The 19,006-nt window shown below is 42.3% G+C and carries 17 protein-coding genes; 8 read left to right on the forward strand and 9 right to left on the reverse strand.

What is annotated here, in order from left to right; all coding sequences use genetic code 11:
- Positions 1–593 precede the first annotated feature (593 nt).
- Complete coding sequence (locus JMX63_RS03620; protein WP_201571005.1) at positions 594–2,792, reverse strand: malate synthase G; 2,199 nt, start codon at positions 2,790–2,792, stop codon at positions 594–596.
- Between the two features lie 550 nt (positions 2,793–3,342).
- Here JMX63_RS03620 and miaE point away from each other — a divergent pair.
- Entirely contained in the window at positions 3,343–4,125 is a 783-nt protein-coding gene (gene miaE / locus JMX63_RS03625; RefSeq protein WP_201571009.1) for a tRNA-(ms[2]io[6]A)-hydroxylase, read from the forward strand.
- Between the two features lie 184 nt (positions 4,126–4,309).
- On the opposite strand, the gene JMX63_RS03630 is transcribed toward miaE, so the two are convergent.
- The 6 genes from JMX63_RS03630 to mtgA form a co-directional block, all read right to left on the reverse strand.
- The gene (locus JMX63_RS03630) at positions 4,310–4,510 is read right to left on the reverse strand and encodes a hypothetical protein (RefSeq protein ID WP_201571010.1); all 201 of its coding nucleotides are present in this window, start codon (positions 4,508–4,510) and stop codon (positions 4,310–4,312) included.
- 72 nt (positions 4,511–4,582) lie between these two features.
- Positions 4,583–4,909, reverse strand: a complete 327-nt coding sequence (locus JMX63_RS03635; RefSeq protein ID WP_101205163.1) for a hypothetical protein — start codon at positions 4,907–4,909, stop codon at positions 4,583–4,585.
- A 66-nt stretch (positions 4,910–4,975) separates the two neighbouring features.
- Positions 4,976–5,242 carry a hypothetical protein gene (locus JMX63_RS03640; RefSeq protein WP_201571011.1) on the reverse strand — a complete coding sequence of 89 codons (267 nt, stop codon included), beginning with the start codon at positions 5,240–5,242 and terminating at the stop codon, positions 4,976–4,978.
- Between the two features lie 53 nt (positions 5,243–5,295).
- Positions 5,296–5,466: a hypothetical protein gene (locus JMX63_RS03645; RefSeq protein ID WP_185156594.1), complete on the reverse strand. Its 171-nt coding sequence runs from the start codon at positions 5,464–5,466 to the stop codon at positions 5,296–5,298.
- Between the two features lie 315 nt (positions 5,467–5,781).
- The gene (ppk1, locus tag JMX63_RS03650) at positions 5,782–7,926 is read right to left on the reverse strand and encodes a polyphosphate kinase 1 (RefSeq protein ID WP_227673231.1); all 2,145 of its coding nucleotides are present in this window, start codon (positions 7,924–7,926) and stop codon (positions 5,782–5,784) included.
- Positions 7,927–8,337: 411 nt separating this feature from the next.
- The gene (gene mtgA, locus JMX63_RS03655; protein ID WP_201571019.1) at positions 8,338–9,027 is read right to left on the reverse strand and encodes a monofunctional biosynthetic peptidoglycan transglycosylase; all 690 of its coding nucleotides are present in this window, start codon (positions 9,025–9,027) and stop codon (positions 8,338–8,340) included.
- Between the two features lie 297 nt (positions 9,028–9,324).
- Between mtgA and JMX63_RS03660 the strand changes: the two genes are divergently transcribed.
- The 5 genes from JMX63_RS03660 (at position 9,325) to JMX63_RS03680 (ending at position 15,322) form a co-directional block, all read left to right on the forward strand.
- Positions 9,325–9,639: a glutaredoxin family protein gene (locus JMX63_RS03660; protein ID WP_201571021.1), complete on the forward strand. Its 315-nt coding sequence runs from the start codon at positions 9,325–9,327 to the stop codon at positions 9,637–9,639.
- 488 nt (positions 9,640–10,127) lie between these two features.
- Positions 10,128–11,900: an L-lactate permease gene (locus JMX63_RS03665; protein WP_093071257.1), complete on the forward strand. Its 1,773-nt coding sequence runs from the start codon at positions 10,128–10,130 to the stop codon at positions 11,898–11,900.
- Between the two features lie 91 nt (positions 11,901–11,991).
- Entirely contained in the window at positions 11,992–13,179 is a 1,188-nt protein-coding gene (locus JMX63_RS03670; RefSeq protein WP_201571022.1) for an alpha-hydroxy acid oxidase, read from the forward strand.
- Between the two features lie 106 nt (positions 13,180–13,285).
- On the forward strand, positions 13,286–14,362 hold the full coding sequence (locus JMX63_RS03675; protein ID WP_201571023.1) for a rhomboid family intramembrane serine protease: 1,077 nt from the start codon (positions 13,286–13,288) through the stop codon (positions 14,360–14,362).
- 147 nt (positions 14,363–14,509) lie between these two features.
- Entirely contained in the window at positions 14,510–15,322 is an 813-nt protein-coding gene (locus JMX63_RS03680; protein WP_201548198.1) for a MipA/OmpV family protein, read from the forward strand.
- A gap of 110 nt (positions 15,323–15,432) precedes the next feature.
- Here JMX63_RS03680 and JMX63_RS03685 read toward each other — a convergent pair whose 3' ends face one another.
- The gene (locus JMX63_RS03685) at positions 15,433–16,092 is read right to left on the reverse strand and encodes a hypothetical protein (protein ID WP_201571024.1); all 660 of its coding nucleotides are present in this window, start codon (positions 16,090–16,092) and stop codon (positions 15,433–15,435) included.
- Positions 16,093–16,452: 360 nt separating this feature from the next.
- Positions 16,453–17,856, reverse strand: a complete 1,404-nt coding sequence (gene fumC, locus JMX63_RS03690; RefSeq protein WP_102092240.1) for a class II fumarate hydratase — start codon at positions 17,854–17,856, stop codon at positions 16,453–16,455.
- 212 nt (positions 17,857–18,068) lie between these two features.
- Here fumC and JMX63_RS03695 point away from each other — a divergent pair, with 212 nt between their 5' ends.
- Both JMX63_RS03695 and JMX63_RS03700 read left to right on the forward strand, forming a co-directional pair.
- The gene (locus tag JMX63_RS03695) at positions 18,069–18,749 is read left to right on the forward strand and encodes a 5-formyltetrahydrofolate cyclo-ligase (RefSeq protein ID WP_227673226.1); all 681 of its coding nucleotides are present in this window, start codon (positions 18,069–18,071) and stop codon (positions 18,747–18,749) included.
- On the forward strand, positions 18,749–18,997 hold the full coding sequence (locus tag JMX63_RS03700; protein ID WP_201571026.1) for a hypothetical protein: 249 nt from the start codon (positions 18,749–18,751) through the stop codon (positions 18,995–18,997). Before JMX63_RS03695 ends, JMX63_RS03700 begins: the two co-directional genes overlap by 1 nt.
- Positions 18,998–19,006: the final 9 nt, after the last annotated feature.

A 19,006-nucleotide genomic window follows, 5' to 3' on the forward strand; every position in this document is an offset into this window, starting at 1 on the left:
CAATTTTAGTAATGAGCAAGCTATTATTAGCTGGCGCCCATATTGGTATCGTCACAAATCCTCAAAGATATAATGTGTAACTGGCTACCGAGATTAGTCAGAAACAAGTGTGGCGAATTTCTATTACAGTAAGATAAAAAACCATGACTCACATGACTGGGATTAAACAACGTAACTGCCATGTAAACTTAAGTCTTATGCGTCCTACTGCGTAACATCCGTTACCAAACTCATACTTCGAGTATAAGCATAACAACTTTGACATAATTTGCAACATATTTTTTTGCTTTTTCGATACACGCGTTATCGAATAACAGATAATTTCTTATATTTGAACGATTGTGAAAAAACTTCTATTTACTCAATTAGATACGAGTAATATTGGTTAATACCGTTACTAATAGTCTTAAACGCACGTAATAGATACTAAGTAATATGCCAAAAAAGAGCGCTATTTATCAATAAACAAATAGCGCTTATAAAACAGTTTATGACTTATTTTTGACACATTTGTTAGTTACAAACGAGCAAGACTGACTGGCATACTTGCTCATCAAATATGCTTAGATACCTGTCATATTTGGTCTATTGTTCTAAGCGTTTGCTTTGAGATCCAAACGTGCTTGATGCAACAATGGCTCAGTATAACCACTAGGCTGTGCGCGTCCTTTGAATACTAGATCGCAGGCGGCTTTGAATGCATAAGAGCTATCAAAGTTATCTGCCATTGATTGATAGTCATTATCGCCTGCATTCTGCTCATCGACGACCTTGGCCATGCGTTTCATCGTATCCATCACTTGCTGCTCACTAACCACGCCATGATGCAACCAGTTAGCGATATGCTGACTTGAGATACGCAAGGTTGCACGGTCTTCCATTAGACCTACATCATTGATATCTGGTACTTTAGAACAGCCAACGCCTTGGTTTACCCAGCGTACGACATAACCTAGGATACCCTGAGCGTTATTATCAAGCTCTTGCTGCTTCTCTTCTTCTGTCCAGTTGGTATCTTTGGCCAATGGAATGGTCAAGATATCATCTAAGCTGGCACGCTCACGGGATTTTAAGCTGTCTTGCACGTCGGCAACATTGACTTGATGATAATGCATGCTATGCAAGGTGGCGCCTGTCGGTGATGGTACCCAAGCGGTACTGGCACCAGATTTTGGATGCGCCGCCTTGGTCTCTAGCATCTCTTTCATCTCATCAGGCTTGGCCCACATCCCTTTACCAATCTGCGCCACACCCTGCAGGCCAGTTTCTAGGCCGATATCGACGTTCCACTGCTCATAGGCGGGCTGCCATGCTTGCGACTTCATCTCGCCTTTTGGTACAAATGGACCTGCATTCATACTGGTATGCATCTCGTCGCCTGTACGATCCAAGAAGCCGGTATTAATAAAGATAACGCGCTCTTTGGCTTGGCGGATGGCTTCTTTTAGGTTTACCGTCATGCGGCGCTCTTCATCCATGATACCTATCTTGAGCGTATGGCGCTCTAGACCGAGCAAATCCTCTACCGCATTAAACAAATCATTGGCCATTTTGACTTCATCAGGGCCATGCATTTTTGGCTTGACGATATACATCGAGCCTTTGCGTGAGTTTGATAGCTCGTTTTTACCTTTTAAATCATTTAAAGACAATAGCGGAGTAATCAAACCATCCATTAAGCCTTCAAAAACCTCTTCTTGACCGTTACCCAAATCAACCAAGATAGCCGGGTTTTGCATCAAGTGACCAACGTTACGAATTAATAGTAGCGAGCGACCTGGTAGGATAAGTGCGCCGCCATCTGGCGTGGTGTATTCACGATCTGGGTTTTGCTTGCGGGTACGGGTTTTACCGCCTTTTTCAAAGGTTTCTTGCAAGTCGCCATTCATCAAACCAAACCAGTTACGATACACTTCTACTTTTTCTTCGGCATCAACGGCAGCGATTGAGTCTTCGCAATCTTGAATGGCCGTGATAGCAGATTCAAGTAATACGTCTTTAATGTTAGCTGGGTCGTCTTTACCCACTGGATGGCTGCCATCGATTTGGATTTCAGCATGTAGGTTGTTGTTTTTTAACAAAATACCAGTTGGGCTTTCAGCCTCGCCGACAAAACCTGCAAACTGAGCGGCATCTTTTAATTCAGTACTGCTATCGCCTTGCATAACTTCAAGCTTGCCATCGACAACTTTAAAGCCAGTAGCATCAGTGTATGAGCCTGATACTAGTGTAAAGTGCTCATCTAAGAACGCTTTAGCATACGCGACAACAGCAGCACCGCGAGTAGGATTATAGCTACCACCCGCTTCTTGACCATTGTCACTGCTGATAACATCGGTGCCATACAAAGCATCGTATAAGCTACCCCAACGTGCGTTGGTCGCGTTGAGCGCATAACGAGCGTTACGAACTGGTACAACTAGCTGCGGCCCTGCGATGTGTGCAATTTCATCATCGACGTTTTTGGTATCAACCGTAAATGCTTCGCCTTCAGGTAGCAAATAACCAATTTCTTGTAGGAATGTCTTATAAGCTGGATAGTCGATTTCGCCATCTTTTGCAGGATTATCTAAGTGCCATTGGTCAATTTGCGCTTGAATCTTGTCACGAGTTTCCAATAGCGCTTTATTGCGCGGGGTAAACTCTTTAATAACCTTTTCGAAACCTGACCAATAATCGTCTGAATCCACACCGACTTTCGGTAGTACTTCGTTTTCAATAAAGTCATATAACTGCTGATCGATGGCAAGACTGCCTTTTTGAATACGATTGGTGTTAGAAGACTGGCTCATATTGTTATCCTTATCTGTTCGTGAGGGGTACTAATACTGAGTTGTGACAGTAACTGTTTAAGATTTTTTAATCTTGTGAGGTTTAAACGTTCATATCTCATTCGTTATGGAATCTTTGATTCTCTAATTTTTCTGAGAAGATATATCTACAATTTTTATGTTCTAATAAAAGATGACCTATTAATATTAGACTTACTCTTTACTAGGAGCGAATCATAAAAGTAAGACGAAATGCTTAAAGAGCAAAATCTCATCCTACTATCAAATAATAAAATTAACAAGGAAACACCATTCACTAAGTAAATACTTAGGCTGTTTAATAATGATAATGTATAAGTGGCCTACTCTAGGAGCTATAATCATTATCTGGGAATTAGATGCAGCAACGTTAATATAAACAGTAAGTAATCATTGATACCTTTAATTATGCTTAACCGTTATCTATTAATAAACACCTATTGATGACTGTCTGTTATTTAGCATCGTATCTAGGTCAGACTAACGATATAATTACTGGTATTACCATTCATAAATAAAGCTTCCTTAGACTATGACTATCAATCAACAAAACCTCGAAACAGTACAATCAACATCAAATACGATAGATAACGATAGTATCGAGAAAAAATCTGTCGAAGAAAACATCTCTCAAACTGTAAATAATAGTGCTGAAGAAGAGCTGCCTGAAGAAGATAGCATCGATATTACGCATCTGCGCACTCCTATAAAGGTAGACTTATCTCCTGTTTATAATTTCTTAGGTGCGCGAACCACACAAGCTTGGGTAGATGCCGCGATTGCAAACCTACCTATGATTATTCAAGACCACGCTAACTGCGAAAAAAAGGCCGCTGGTACTGCGATGAATTTAATATTTCGTTATGAGTTCTCGTATGACTTGCAACGTAAAATCGCACAGCTGATACGTGAAGAGATGCTCCATTACGAGCAAGTACTGGGTATCATGAATGAGCGTGGGCAGGAATGGAAATATCTAAGTGCTGGACGCTATGCTAAGGGGATGTTGAAGCACAAACGCACTTACGAGCCAGCAGCGATGGTTGATGTATTGATAATTGGCGCATTTATTGAGGCGCGCTCTTGTGAGCGTTTTGCAGCGTTGGCCGAGGTCATCAATGATGAACGCTTAGCGAAGTATTATCGTTATCTGCTCAAGTCAGAGAGCCGTCATTTCGAAGATTATCTTGCACTCGCTCAATCATTATCGGACGAGAATATCGATGAGCGTGTCGCTTTCTTTAAGGAAGTAGAGGCTGAATTAATCAGTAGCCCAGATGCTGAGCTACGCTTTCATAGTGGTACACCTGCATAAGGCCCACGCCTTACCTAAACATATCTACCTATATAATGTAGAAAGTAAAAATATAGGAAGCAAAAAGGCACTGTGTTTGATACGAGTTATATACTCTTACCAAACACAGTGCCTTTTTATCTATGTACAGATGCCTATTTATGTACAAATACTAATAGCTACCGATATAGTTAATTCTTAATTCTTAATTTTTATCTTCCATCAATGGACTATCATACTGTTTGTTGCTCTTGGCGACATTATGCGGATCATGATCTTCCGTCGCCTTTTCTGCTGCGGCTGGATTTGCTTTTTGTAATGCATCATCAGGGACAATACCATTATTGTCATCTGCATCTTTTAAATTATGATCACTATTGACGCTTTCATTATGTGAGTTATTCATTGTTACTCCCTACTATGATAATTACTCGTCTAACCCAAGAAACGCTATATATCTTTCGAGATTTAAACCTATCTAATCTTTTTCATCAGGGTTTAAGATGCGAGTTTGTGCATTGTCAATGTTGGCATAACGATTTAAATCATTAATGCCCTCACTCTTTGGTGCTGCACTACCGACAGTATCTTCATTAATATTGTCGTCAAATGCGGTACTACCTTCTTGATCGCGACGATCTGGTTGGCGCGCTGGATTGTCATTATCATTTACGTGTTCTGAGTCGACAACAGACTCATCAAAAGTATCAGTCCCTTTGTTCTCAGTAGTATTTTTCTCAATTGCACTATGATCGTCAGATCCTAGTACCTTTGTCTTGTCTATTGCTGAGTCTTTGGCTTGCATTATCATATCCTCTTTTTATATTTATAATTTTATCGATTTGGTTAGCCCGCTGTTACCTATAGTCCTTTACTCATTACTTTTTTGGCTCAAGTCGTAGGCATTTAGTTCTGCTGCGTTCTTGCCACCTGCTGGAAGATTCTCTTCTTTACGTGGATCAGCATACACCTCGTCAGTCTCTTGCGAGTCTTGCTCAGGGCCATCGATTTCAGGCTTATGCTTGCGCCCTGCATAGCTATCTTTAGGGTTTTCTAGTTCACTAGCAGCAGGGTCATCCACGATTACTTTTTCTTCTGTTTCCGTTGCTACTGGTGTTACTGGTTCTTGCATAGTCATGGCGTATCCCTCGCTTTATTATTAATTATTAGGACGATGTTCGATGTTATAGATTACTTATCAGTACGTAGATCATCATCAATAAAAGGCGTTTGCTCTTCTTCACTTAATGATTCAGGGGCGTCGACTTTTTTATTCTCTGCTAAGTTTTTCTCAACTTCCTGACCATTTACCTGTTCTGCAGCTTGTTTTATATCTGAATTGTCATCATTAGTAGTACTCATGGTTTATTTCCTATTATCATGATTTGATTACATGGTTTTAAAACATTAAATCGATATACGTTTTGAACTTGTCCCAACGCCCAAATGAGTAACCAATACTTATCAAGTAGCGTCAGAATTGATATTAATTATAGGTATGACCTTGGGTAATGCACCAGTGTACTGCCGTATCAATATGTGAATAATTGTGAGGTTGCAAGTCAGTTTGTAACTTTTGCAATTGGTGAGCAAAAAAAACCAAGCACCAGTATTTACCGGTGCTTGGTTAGATATATAATCGAATAGCTGATTATCGCCTAAAGGTATCTTTGCAAATTAGCTAGACTCTTCGACACGATTAATCGTTTTTAATAAATGCTCTTGTGCGACGTGTGGCTCCTCACCTGCTGCTGGCTGTAATTGCTGCCAAACGCCAGTGCCATCAAGTGTCCACGCTTGCGTATTATCCTGTAAGTAGTTAATTAAGCCATCCTGATAAATCTGCTTAAATAGCTTCTTGTTCTCAATCGGGAACGCCACTTCTACGCGATGGAACAGGTTACGATCCATCCAGTCTGCACTACCGCAGTATAGACGCTCATCGCCATCATTATAGAAATAATAAACGCGCGTATGCTCTAAAAACCGTCCGATAACAGAGCGTACCGTGATGTTTTCAGACAGTCCTTTTACTTGTGGACGTAAACAACACATAGACCGCAAAATAAGCTCGATCTTAACGCCTGCCTGCGAGGCATCATATAACTTATCAATGAGGCGGCGCTCAGTTAGCGCATTGGCTTTGATAATAATATGAGAACGTTTGCCCGCTTTGGCATGAGCGATTTCATCATCGATAAAGCTCATTAATTTCTCATGCAAAGTAAAGGGTGCATGTAGCAGTTTTTTGAGGTTGGCAGGCTTACCCATGCCGGTTAGCTCTTGGAATATCTTGTGAACATCTTCTGAGATATCAGGATCTGCACTAAACAGACCATAATCTGTGTAGACCTTGGCATTTGCCGCGTGATAGTTACCAGTACCCAGATGCACATAACGACGGATTCGGTCGTCCTCGCGGCGTACGATTAGCATGAGCTTGGCATGGGTTTTGTAACCGACGATACCGTAGACCACGACCGCGCCTGCTTCTTGTAGATAGTTGGCAACTGCGATATTAGACGCTTCATCAAAACGCGCACGCAACTCAATAACAGCCGTAACCTCTTTGCCATTACGAGCGGCGGCTGCAAGTGCTTTGACGATTTCTGAATTGGTACCTGAACGATATAGCGTTTGTTTAATTGCCAATACTTTGGGATCGCTGGCCGCTTGCCAAAGTAAATTAATAATCGGTGAGAACGCATGAAAAGGATGATGAACCAACACATCACTTTTACGCATGGCGGCGAACATACTTGTCGATTTATCTGACTTATCCATTTCTCGGCGAAATGCCTTTGGCACGACATGAGTAAATGGCTGATAGCGTAGTGCAGGAATATTAAAGTCAAACAGCAAACGCGTTAGGTTGACGGGGCCATTGACACGGTATAGCTGATTGTCATGCAACTCAAACTCATTAAGCAGATACTCACTGATATGCGTTGGGCAATCGGTTGTTACTTCAAGACGCACCTTATCACCGAAGCGGCGGTTTTCGAGCTCTCCTTCTAGTGCTTTGGCAATATCTTCGACATCATCGGCCAAATCTAAATCAGCATTACGTGTCAGCCTAAATTGATGACAGCCTGTCACACTCATGCCAGGGAATAGCTCACCGATATGCTCATGAATAATAGCGGATAGCATCACATGATGCTCTTTGCCACCAGTTAGCTCATCTGGCAGGCGTATCACACGCGGTAGACTGCGCGGCGCAGGCACAATCGCTAAGTTGATATCACGTCCAAACGCGTCTTTACCTTCCAAGGTAGCGATAAAGTTTAAGCTTTTATTTACAAGACGCGGGAACGGATGCGCAGGATCAATGCTAATCGGTGTCAATACGGGTACGACTTGCTCCGTAAAATAGCGCTTCATCCATGCAGACTGCTCAGCGTTTAGCTCATCACGTTTGAGATAGCGAATATCTTCGAGCGCAAGTGCTGGCAGGATATCCTCATTGAGAATACGATACTGCTCACTGATAGCCGCATGAGTAATAATAGATATCTCGTTTAACACTTCGCTAGGACGCATGCCATGAGCACTGGTAGATACATCACCGATGTTAAGCTTTTGCATGATACCAGCGACACGAATCTCAAAAAACTCATCAAGATTGGATGAAAAAATAATCAAGAAAAATAAGCGTTCAAGCAATGGGTGACGTGAACTAGATGCCTGCGCTAATACTCGCAGATGAAACTGTAATAAAGACAAATCTCGATTGATATAACTGCTAGGTGAATAGCTGCCGTCTTCTGAGCGTTGCCAGTCGATGTCGGTCAGATCATTATAGTTACTGCTTACGCTCATATTTTTATTAACGTTTTCGTTGCCATCTTCACTCACACTATTAACGTCGATCATCTCGTTCATATCACCGCTGTTCTGATTATTATTTATCTCTACCACGTTACTACTCCTTTTGCGTTATCGATACGCCATCATCTTTTATCGTTCTGTCTTTTCTAGGGCATGTCCTAGTCTTATTCGAAATAGCCGAGCCTACAACATCCGATCCTATAATCTAGGGCGTGTCCTCAATTCAAACGAATGTCCTCTAAATGGGCTAAAAACAGCTAAATTTTGCCAAACATCGTCAAATAGTTGGTCAATATCTCGATATTATCTGCACTATTTTCCTTGTTTGACGGCAATTTATCTCATTTTTATCACCATTTTTAAAATGAGGACACGCCCTAGCCCAACCTTAATGCTTTATATTTATGAAGATGCTTGCGGTAATACAGCATTTTTCATGCGTTTTTTGATAATACGTTGCTTGTTACGCAAACGTTTGTCGCCTTGATTGTCTTCGTAGTACTTTGGATTGGTAAGCATCGCAATCAGAAGTGCTGACTCATCTCGGTTTAGATTGGCCGCAGACTTATCGAAATAATGATGCGCTGCTGCATCAATACCATAGATACCATTACCAAACTCCGCCACATTTAGGTAAGCGGTCATAATGCGCTGCTTATCCCATAGCGTCTCAATCATCACAGTGATGATAGCCTCTTCAGCTTTACGCACATAAGAGCGATGCGAGGTGAGGAACAAGTTCTTTGCCAATTGCTGAGTAATCGTTGAACCGCCAGCAGACATTTTGCCTGTCTCTTCATTTTTCTTTTGTGCGGCTTTGATACCTTTAAAATCAAAACCACTGTGCTGACTAAACGTCGAGTCTTCACTCACAATCGCCGCTTGCTTGGCAGATTTGGCAATCGCATCATATTCAGCCCATGTCTGAGTGACTGTGCCGCCCGTTAGGCGATGCGTCAACATAAACATACTGTTGTTAATTGGCTGTGTTTTCCAAATTAATAGTAGCCCAACGACCAATATATGAAATGCGACAACCAATAGCATAATTGCCAATAACAGACGTTTGATAAATGTGCCAAAACTTGCCATGCGCGATATCCGAGTGGTTAAAAAATTAATAAGATAAGATAGATGCTCTATCAATGACTATGAGACATCAACTAAGAATCAATGATTGTGAACGGGCTATTTATAGCCAATCATTAACTGTTGAGCATTAGTCATTAATAACGATCAATAGCAGGTCATCTTACCTAATCTCACAATCGCTGTCATTATTTACCCCACTTCTTTATGATGTAATGACCGTTAAAGTATTTTATGTTTTAAATAAGCGCGTGCTGAGCGTCAGCGCTTTGCAATCAGTATGAAGATAAGAGACTACCCATGCACGATGATAATATAGAAGTATTACGAGCGCGTGTTATTGCAGCAAATCCAAGCCTCAACACCGCTGAAAATAACAATCAATGGTGGCTACTCGGCACCTCAGGCTGTCATTTATGTGATATCGCTGAGCAAATAATTAATCAGTTTCAGGCGGTACAACCGATTAGCTACCAACATGTCGATATTGCAAACTTTGATGAGGCACTTATGATGGAGTTTGCCACCACTATTCCTGTGATTTTGACGCCGTCTAAACGATTAAACTATCCGTTTTCGGTGATGGATTTGCAGCAGCTGTTAGCTCACAACTAACGGCACTTTGTTTTGATGTTATAGAGCTTTTAAATTTCTTATATTAGAATATCTACCGCTAATTTTAGCTAGTATGGTATTTCAATATTTGCTAGACTACTTTTATATTCTGTTTGGTAAATTGATTATACTAATGCTAATGATTTACTGATCAATAATCTCAACTCTCTAACCTTGCACTCTGTTAAATCATATACATACAATTCTCAGCGAAAGCACCTAAGAGCAACTATTAGGGCGTGTTTAACACGCCTTAATAAATATAGTTAGCTGAATGTAAAACTGTTATGGATTTAAACGCGCTACTGGTATAAATTTTACTTGCGTGCTGCGTTCCCAGAGGCTGCGCAAAATTCATCCCAGTAGCGCTATGACATTTTTAGAGTGTATCGACTATAGTAATAACTTAGTATGACTTTAAAACCAGTAAAAAATAAGCTGGTATACACAACAATAAGGACTGTTAATAACAATAAGGACTGTTAATTATGTACACTTTCTTAGCCTTAGCGCCAATTCTCGTTGTATTCATACTACTCATAGTTATGCGCCTGCCAGCTAAGATATCTATGAGTATTGCCTATTTGGTGACAGCTCTGCTAGCCTTTTTCATTTGGCACGCTAGTGGTGCTCAGGTAGCGGCTGCTACTGTTAATGGGATTATTGTGGCACTTACTATTTTATTCATTGTATTCGCAGCTATTTTACTGCTGAATACGCTGAAAGAAAGCGGCGCTCTTGTCGCCATACGTAAGGGCTTTATGGATATTTCACCTGATAGGCGCGTCCAAGCGATCATTGTGGCATGGTTGTTCTGCTCTTTAGTAGAAGGTTCATCAGGATTCGGAACACCATCTGCAGTGGGTGCTCCGCTGTTGTTGGCTTTAGGCTTTCCAGCGATGGCATCGGTCATGGTTATTCTTATCATTCAATCTACACCCGTATCATTCGGTGCAGTTGGTACGCCTCTACTACTTGGCGTTTGGTCAGGTATTACTGATAAACAAGATTTAGCACAGTCCATTGCCCCTACTACTGCCGAAAATTATTTATTACAGATTACAGCTAACGTAGGCCTTGTACATGCGCTTATTGGGTTTTTGATACCTTTAATTTTAAGTGCTTTTTTGACAAGGTTCTTTGGTGAAAAACGCTCCTTCATAGAAGGGCTTAAAGTATGGCCATTTGCCATTTTTGCAGGTCTTTGCTTTACTATTCCTTATTTTTTGGTTGCTAAATTTCTAGGGCCTGAGTTCCCTTCACTCATTGGCGGTTTCATTGGGTTGTTAATTGTACTTCCCGCTGCTAAGCGTGGTTTTTTGATGCCTAAAGATACTTTTGATTTTGCCCCTCGCGCAAAATGGGACAAAGACTGGCTGGGTACTTTAGACGAGGTAAAATATGATGATTCAGCAACCCCAAAGTTCTCTTTAATTCGTGCATTTTCGCCCTATTTCATTGTGATTGCCTTATTGGTCATAACTCGAGTGATTGCACCACTCAAAGCTTTTCTGGTAGGGGATTTAACAACCATTAGCCTTACTAATCTTTTTGGTACAACAATCTCTAGTAAGATACAGCTCGCCTATTCTCCTGGTAGCATTCTAATTATTACTTCTTTATTATGTATTTTACTGTTCAAAATGAATAGCCAAGCGGTAAAGCGCAGTTGGAGTAACTCGGCAAAGACCATGGTTGCTGCCGCACCAGCTTTGCTATTCTCGGTGCCTATGGTACAAGTATTCATTAATTCAGGCTCAGCCGCTGAAGTCGCTACTGCGCTACCGGCTATGCCAATATTACTGGCTGAAAGTGCTGCCGATGCTTTTCAAAATGCGTGGCCGCTAGTGTCTCCATGGATTGGGGCAATGGGTGCTTTCATCGCCGGTTCAAATACTATTAGCAATATGATGTTTTCATATTTTCAATGGTCAACAGCCAATCAGATCGGACTCAATAGCGACCTTGCAGCACAAGTAATAGCCTTGCAAGCTGTGGGTGGTGCGGCTGGTAACATGATTTCGGTGCATAATGTGGTAGCTGCTTGCGCAGTAGTCGGCTTGGTGGATAAAGAAGGCTATGTGATTCGCAAAACACTGCTAGCGATGATTTATTATGTCGTGCAAGCAGGTTTGATCGGTATGGCTATCATCTTCGGTCAAATATGGTGGTGGGCTTTAGCCGTTCTCTGGCCCATAACATTCTTTGGACTGATGTCTTTTTGTGGCAAATTTTCCCGTAGAAAACTGAATGGACGATAATCAGGCAAGCTGACGCTATTAAACTAGATCTAGTAGCGTTAGGTTAAGGTTGCCTTCTAGTTAAAACATAACAGCAATAAGAGATAAACCTATGAAAGACTTAACTAAAATCACCGAAATCGAAGATCTGCGCCGCGTTGCTGAGCGTAAAGTGCCGCGTATGTTCTATGACTATGTCGATTCAGGCTCGTGGACTGAGACCACCTATCGTAATAACGAGACTGACTTTGACCGTATCAAGCTGCGCCAGCGCGTATTGGTCGATATGGATAACCGCAGTCTGGCAACGAGTATGATCGGTGAGCCAGTCAAGATGCCTGTAGCCATCGCCCCAACGGGTTTTACCGGCATGATGTGGGCAGATGGTGAGATACATGCCGCACGCGCCGCTGAAAAATTCGGCGTGCCCTTTTCACTATCGACCATGAGTATCTGCTCTATCGAAGACGTCGCTGAAAATACCAGTGCGCCGTTTTGGTTTCAGCTTTATGTCATGCGTGATCAGGACTTTATGGCCAATTTGATTCGCCGTGCCAAAGCAGCAAACTGTTCTGCGTTGATTTTGACTGCGGACTTACAGGTGCTGGGACAACGTCATAAAGACATCAAAAACGGTCTATCCGCACCGCCAAAACCCACATTGGCTAATATTTTAAATTTAATGACCAAGCCGCAATGGTGTATGAATATGCTGGGCACCAAACGTCGCACGTTTGGTAATATCGTCGGTCATGCACAAAATGTTGAGGATCTGTCATCACTCTCTGCTTGGACGGCAGAGCAATTCGATCCGCGTCTGAGCTGGGACGATGTGGCGCGTATCAAAGACATGTGGGGCGGTAAACTTATCATAAAAGGTATCATGGAGCCTGAAGATGCTATTATGGCAGCTCGCAGTGGCGCGGATGCCTTAGTCGTCTCAAACCATGGCGGTCGTCAATTGGATGGCGCGTTATCTTCTATCTCTGCCCTCGCAGACATCGTACAGGCAGTACAAGCCGAAAACAGCGATATCGAGGTATGGCTAGACAGTGGCGTTCGCTCTGGTCAAGATGTACTAAAGGCTATCGCATTGGGCGCAAAAGGCACGATGATCGGTCGCGCTTTTCTCTACGGATTGGGAGCGTATGGTGAAGACGGGGTGCGCCGCGCGCTTGAGATTATCTATAAAGAGTGTGATATATCTATGGCATTCTGTGGTCATACCGATATCAATACTGTCACGGATAATATCTTGGTAAAAGGCACGTATGAAAACCTCAAAGTGGGTCGTTTTTAGAGCGGCTGATTGTAGAACAATCAACGTTTAAAACCGGCTACACATAACATAATTTGCTCATACCCTTTATACTGTCTCTATAACTTTTTGATGACAGTTAGCCTTTATGACCATTCAACAATTATTAAAAACAGCGCCCGTCACTACCCTGCTATTAGCCAGCTTTATCGGGCTATTTGTCATGCAGCTAGTCACGGGCGTCGATGCCAATAACCCGTCAACTGAAGCGTTAGTTAAATGGGGTGCCAACGCCTTACCCTTAACGATGATGGATGACCCATGGCGCTTGGCCAGTAGTGCGTTTTTGCACATTGGTCTGATGCATTTATTGTTTAATGGGTTTGCCATGTATTTCTTTGGGCAGATTGCCGAGCCGATGTTTGGCTCAGCCAAGTTTTTGGCATTGTTTTTGTTGGCAGCCATCGGTGGCAACTTGCTCAATAACTATGTCACATGGCAAAGTATATTGGATGGTACAGGACAGCCTGGACTATCAGCTGGCGCGTCAGGCGGTATCATGGGTATTGGCGCGGCATTATTAATCGCTGCACTGTTTAAAATATCGGTCAATGGCATGGTGCTTAACCTCAAAAGCCTGATATTTATTATGGGCATCAACCTCGTCTATGGGTTTGCCGTACCGGGTATTGATAATGCTGGTCATATCGGTGGCGCAATCACGGGACTAGTGATTGCATTGGCTTTTGCCATTGGCTACCGTCAGTGTCTGGCAGTCGCTATACAAAACGCAGCGATTCAGCAGCAGCGCACGTTCAATTCTTATCAAACCAATTACTCATACAGTACTCACGACAACCCACCATATGACAGTCAGTATAATGACCAATACGATAACCAAAGTCCTTATGACGCTACTTCTATCGACCAATCGCCTCATATTGATGCCAATTCAACCGAGCAAGATACTGTGGTTACCAACAATGAAACGAATGCGTCTGATATAAATGCTAACAATAGTGCCGAAAGCATTACTACTATCAATTCATCGTTAGATAATAGCGCGGCTCATGATAGTGGTATTGAACCCGAAGCCCTTAAAAAACCTTCCATTATTTGGCAGCTATTACCATGGCTTGCGATGTTACTTATAAGCATTGGTTTCGTCTGGTGGTGGCAAGATATTCATCAGCAATTACTGCAAGTACTAAAAGCCATTGAGTAAATGCTCATACTTATCTATCATTGCTATATAAACTCCAAAAACAGCATACTGACCGACATTACTGATTCGTTTTATCGCTTGTCCTTTTGAACACGTTTTGCCTAATCGCACCACTCAGTTATTTATACTCACTTACGAGATCCAATTATGTTAAAACTTGCAGCGCTACCTAATATCTCTACACGTACTATGTTTAGCGCGTTCACCGCTACTGCACTATTTAGTGTGGCTAGCCTGTCTAACGCCGCACTTTTTAATGACAACTTGCCGACTGACAAAGATGCTGAGCTCAGCGTTGGGGTCAATGTCATGGCAGTCAAATCGGCCTATGATCTCGAAGACAGCACTGAAGTGCGCGTGCTACCAGGTGCATTTTATGACAACAACAAAGTCTATGTACGCGGTGCCCAAGCTGGTGCGTATCTGATCAATGACGGTGTCAATCAGCTATCTGCCTATGCCAAGCTTGCAGGTTCTGAGTTTGAACCTGATGATGCCAATGGCGCACTGCAAGGCTTGGATGAGCGTAAATCATCAGCAGAAGCAGGTCTTAGCTATCAGCGTCGTACGGCTATCGGTGGCATTCGCGCGCAGATAGGTGCTGATGTGTTAGATCGTAGTGGCGGCAACACGGCTCGCCTGACCTATCTTTCTAGAATTACTAAAGGCAAGCTAACGGTCTATCCAAGTATTGGCTTTGAATATCATGATGCTGACTACAATGAATACTACTATGGTGTCAGTGAAAAAGAGTCAGCAGAGACAGGCGTTGACGCTTATAAATCTAACTCAAGCCTGAACCCGTATATCAATATCAGTGCCAACTATGACTTTAATGAGCGCTGGGCAGGATTTGCCAATCAAAGCGTGAGCTATGTACCAAATGAGCAGTACGATAGCCCAATGGTCGACTCTCGTACTGAAGCAGCGACGACGCTTGGTTTGCTCTATAAATTCTAGTTGAGCTTAGAAGTTTGATATAAAAAAGACCTTACCGCGTGATGTGGTAAGGTCTTTTTTTGGCTAATCAGTTTATTCAATGGTTGAGATAGATTATCACCTGCACTAGCTTATAACCCTGTAGCAATCTTAATTAAATTATTTTCAAGTTTACTAATGGCTAATTGAACCAAAGCGCACAAAGCATAGTAATTCATTTTATTAGAAGCTCTGTTTGCAGGATGCCAGTAGTCAATATAAAGAACACTTCCTGATAAGTAAGCTCTATCAGAAATTTTCTGGTGTGAAATTTTTGTCCTTATTAGACACCAAGTGTTTCCACAAATTACTATTTTTGGTTGAATTATTGCAATTTGTTCAGAAATTAAATCCCAATCTTCCTCCACGTATCTTGCTAAGTTTTTACTACTAGATTTTTTTGCACCACTACTTTTTTTGAGGTTAATAATAGATGAGGATAATAAAGCAAGCTTTACATCGGGTCCATCTTCTTGAAAAGGTATAATTCCTTTATTGTCCATAAGACCATGAATACCATATGCCCATTGCGCCATAGGTTTGAAAGTTCTACCAGAAACCTTCTCACGACGTATCAATGCTGGCAAATCCCATGATCCCTCAACTCTTTTTGAGTCATAAGCTTCTTTAAGTAAAAATAATACTCTATTTTGAGAATTATCCCAAAGCTCTTTGTCAATTACTCCATCTGTTATGAATAGTTTACCCCTATGCGACTCTCTATTTTTCCAATCACCAAATAGCACTTCCAAAAAACGTCTCCTTACAGTTATATAATATAAAAAAATACAGCATGCCTTATAAGACTAAATAAGTCTTTTCTTCAAGTATACCGGTTAATAGGTTTACTGGATTTCTATATTGGCAAAATTTGGTAGTCGTCATTAAGATTCAAAAATACTCCCACTCTATGTTCGATTGACTGAGCAAAATAGGAGCTGAAATCAAAAAAGACCTTGCCACATTCTCATATAAGAAGTGACAAGGTCTTTTTATTTCTAAATTTTCAGTGGGACAAATATGATGCTGCTACCAGAAAGACGAGTGTAAATGGTACTTATCGTACATTAAGCGAGTCTGACGCCGTAGCAGGTCATTATTTGGTCTACTGCTTACTTAGGATGTACCATATCAGCAGGAATGACCCACTCATCAAACTGCGCTTCAGTTAATAGCTCTAGCTCAACCGCCACTTGCTTCAAAGTTTTGTTTTCTTTATAAGCAGTCTTAGCGATTTTAGCTGCATTTTCATAACCAACATGACGGTTCAATGACGTCACTAGCATCAATGAGTTATGCAAGAAGTCATCGATTTTGTCTTTTACTGGCTCGATACCCACTGCACAGTTTTCGTTGAAGCTGTTGCAAGCATCGCCAAGCAGCTTGATAGATTGTAACAAGTTAAACGCGATAACTGGCTTATACACGTTTAGCTCAAAGTTACCTGATGCGCCAGCCATGCTAATAGTCGTGTCGTTACCCATAACCTGAGCGACAACCATGGTCATTGCTTCTGACTGAGTTGGGTTTACTTTGCCTGGCATGATAGAAGAGCCTGGCTCATTTTCAGGAATCGTCAATTCACCCAGACCACAACGAGGGCCAGATGCCAACCAACGTACGTCGTTAGCGATTTTATTTAAGCTGCCCGCTAGCGTTTTTAATGCGCCTGACGCAAATACTTCTGCATCACGAGCGGCTAGTGCTTCGAATTTGTTCGGTGACGTGACGAATGGCAAGCCAGTCAAAGTCGCTAGTTGCTCAGCTGATTTTACCGCATAATCAGGGTGGGCATTTAGACCAGTACCAACCGCAGTACCGCCTAGTGGCAACTCATATAGACCTTGTAGCGCGTTGTCGATACGAGTCAATGAATGGTCAAGTTGGCTCACATAGCCACTAAACTCTTGGCCTAAAGTCAAAGGCGTCGCATCTTGCAAATGCGTACGACCGATTTTTACAATGCTATCGAATTCTTTGGCTTTTGCCGCTAGCGTATCGCGTAGTGCTTTTACCGCTGGAATCAACAAGCTGTTGATTTGACGCGCAGCCGCCACACGAATCGCCGTTGGGAAGCTGTCGTTGGTAGACTGTGCATGGTTTACATGGTCATTTGGGTGAATCGGCGTGTAGCTGCCACGCTCAGAACCAGCGATTTCGTTAGCACGGTTGGCCAATACTTCGTTCATGTTCATGTTTGACTGGGTGCCAGAACCTGTCTGCCATACAACCAATGGGAACTGATCGACCAGACCACCATTGATGATTTCGTCAGCGGCTTGTACGATGAGATCACGCTTGTCGCCTTCGATACGCTCTAGGCTTGCATTGGTAATCGCAGCGGCTTTTTTGACCAGTGCCATCGCTTCAATCATTGGACGCGGCAACGTCTCGCCACCGATTTTAAAGTTTTCGCGGCTACGCTGAGTTTGCGCACCCCAATAAGCATCAGCTGGGACTTCTACGTTGCCCATGGTGTCTTTTTCGGTACGAGTTGCCTGATTCTGTGTCGACATAACTACCCTCTTTACTGGTTTGTTGTTAGATAACTGAACGATAAAAAGTGCAACAGCTGCTGCACATAAACGGAAATACGATGTAAAGTGGCGTTATGATAGCATGACTAAGGCGTGTTGAATATTCACAAATAGCCTTGAGCAATACCTAAAAACGAATGTCTAAAAACGCCTGTCATCACCAATCTGATACTTCATTGGATAAGATACCTATGCACTCTAAATCAATATACCCTGAGCCACACAATCTTGACTCAAAAAACCTTGAATCATCCGAACCTGTAATTAGCAACCCACCCAGACGGCTGTTTACTCGCCAGCGTCGCCAGTTAAGTGACGGCGTGCGTAGGAATTTAGGGCAAGCTGCTAGTTTACAGCTAGCTAAATTACAGAAGCGATTGCCAGCACATGCGCGTATTGGACTTTATTATGATGGCTTTGGTGAGCTACCTACTCAGCTAATATTAGACTGGTGTCAACGCTTAGGCTATTTACCTTATTTACCAGTTGTTGGCTCGCTTGGTCGTACTAGCAATGGCAATGATGATAAACGCCTGCGCTTTGTACCTGTTTATCACTCAAAACTGGTCAATGTCCCCACTCGCATTCACCAATTAGGTATGAAACAAAACCACAGTCGCGCTCTATTATGGGCATCAGAACTAGACGTGATTATTTGTCCGTTAGTCGCGGTTGATCTAAACGGTAATCGTATGGGCATGGGTGGCGGGTTCTATGATACGACGCTTGGGAAAAGCTATCGATCAGGGGCTTCAAGGCCGTTAAAAATAGGCTGGTGCTATGACTTTCAAGTGGTTGAGCAATTAGCGCGTCAACCGTGGGATGTACCATTAGACGGCTTAATTACCCCAAGCAGCATAAGGTGGTTTTAATGAAAGACGATAAACAATTTGAAAAAGACTCTAGCGCTGCTGATTCCAGTGCAGACAGTGTGGATGAGTATTTGCAGACATTAGGCAATGAGGACGCTAGAGAGCAACGCTACTACAGTCAAGAGCAACCGTTTAGCGCTGAAGAAATGACACAGCTCGTCAATGAAGAACGCTTAAATGAGCTGCTTGCGCAAAGTGATGCGTTTTTGAATGGTTTAAGTGACGAGTTGAGAGATTTCGATGAGTGATTTACTAGT

Source organism: Psychrobacter nivimaris (genome assembly GCF_904846365.1).
Classification (GTDB): Bacteria; Pseudomonadota; Gammaproteobacteria; order Pseudomonadales; family Moraxellaceae; genus Psychrobacter; species Psychrobacter nivimaris_B.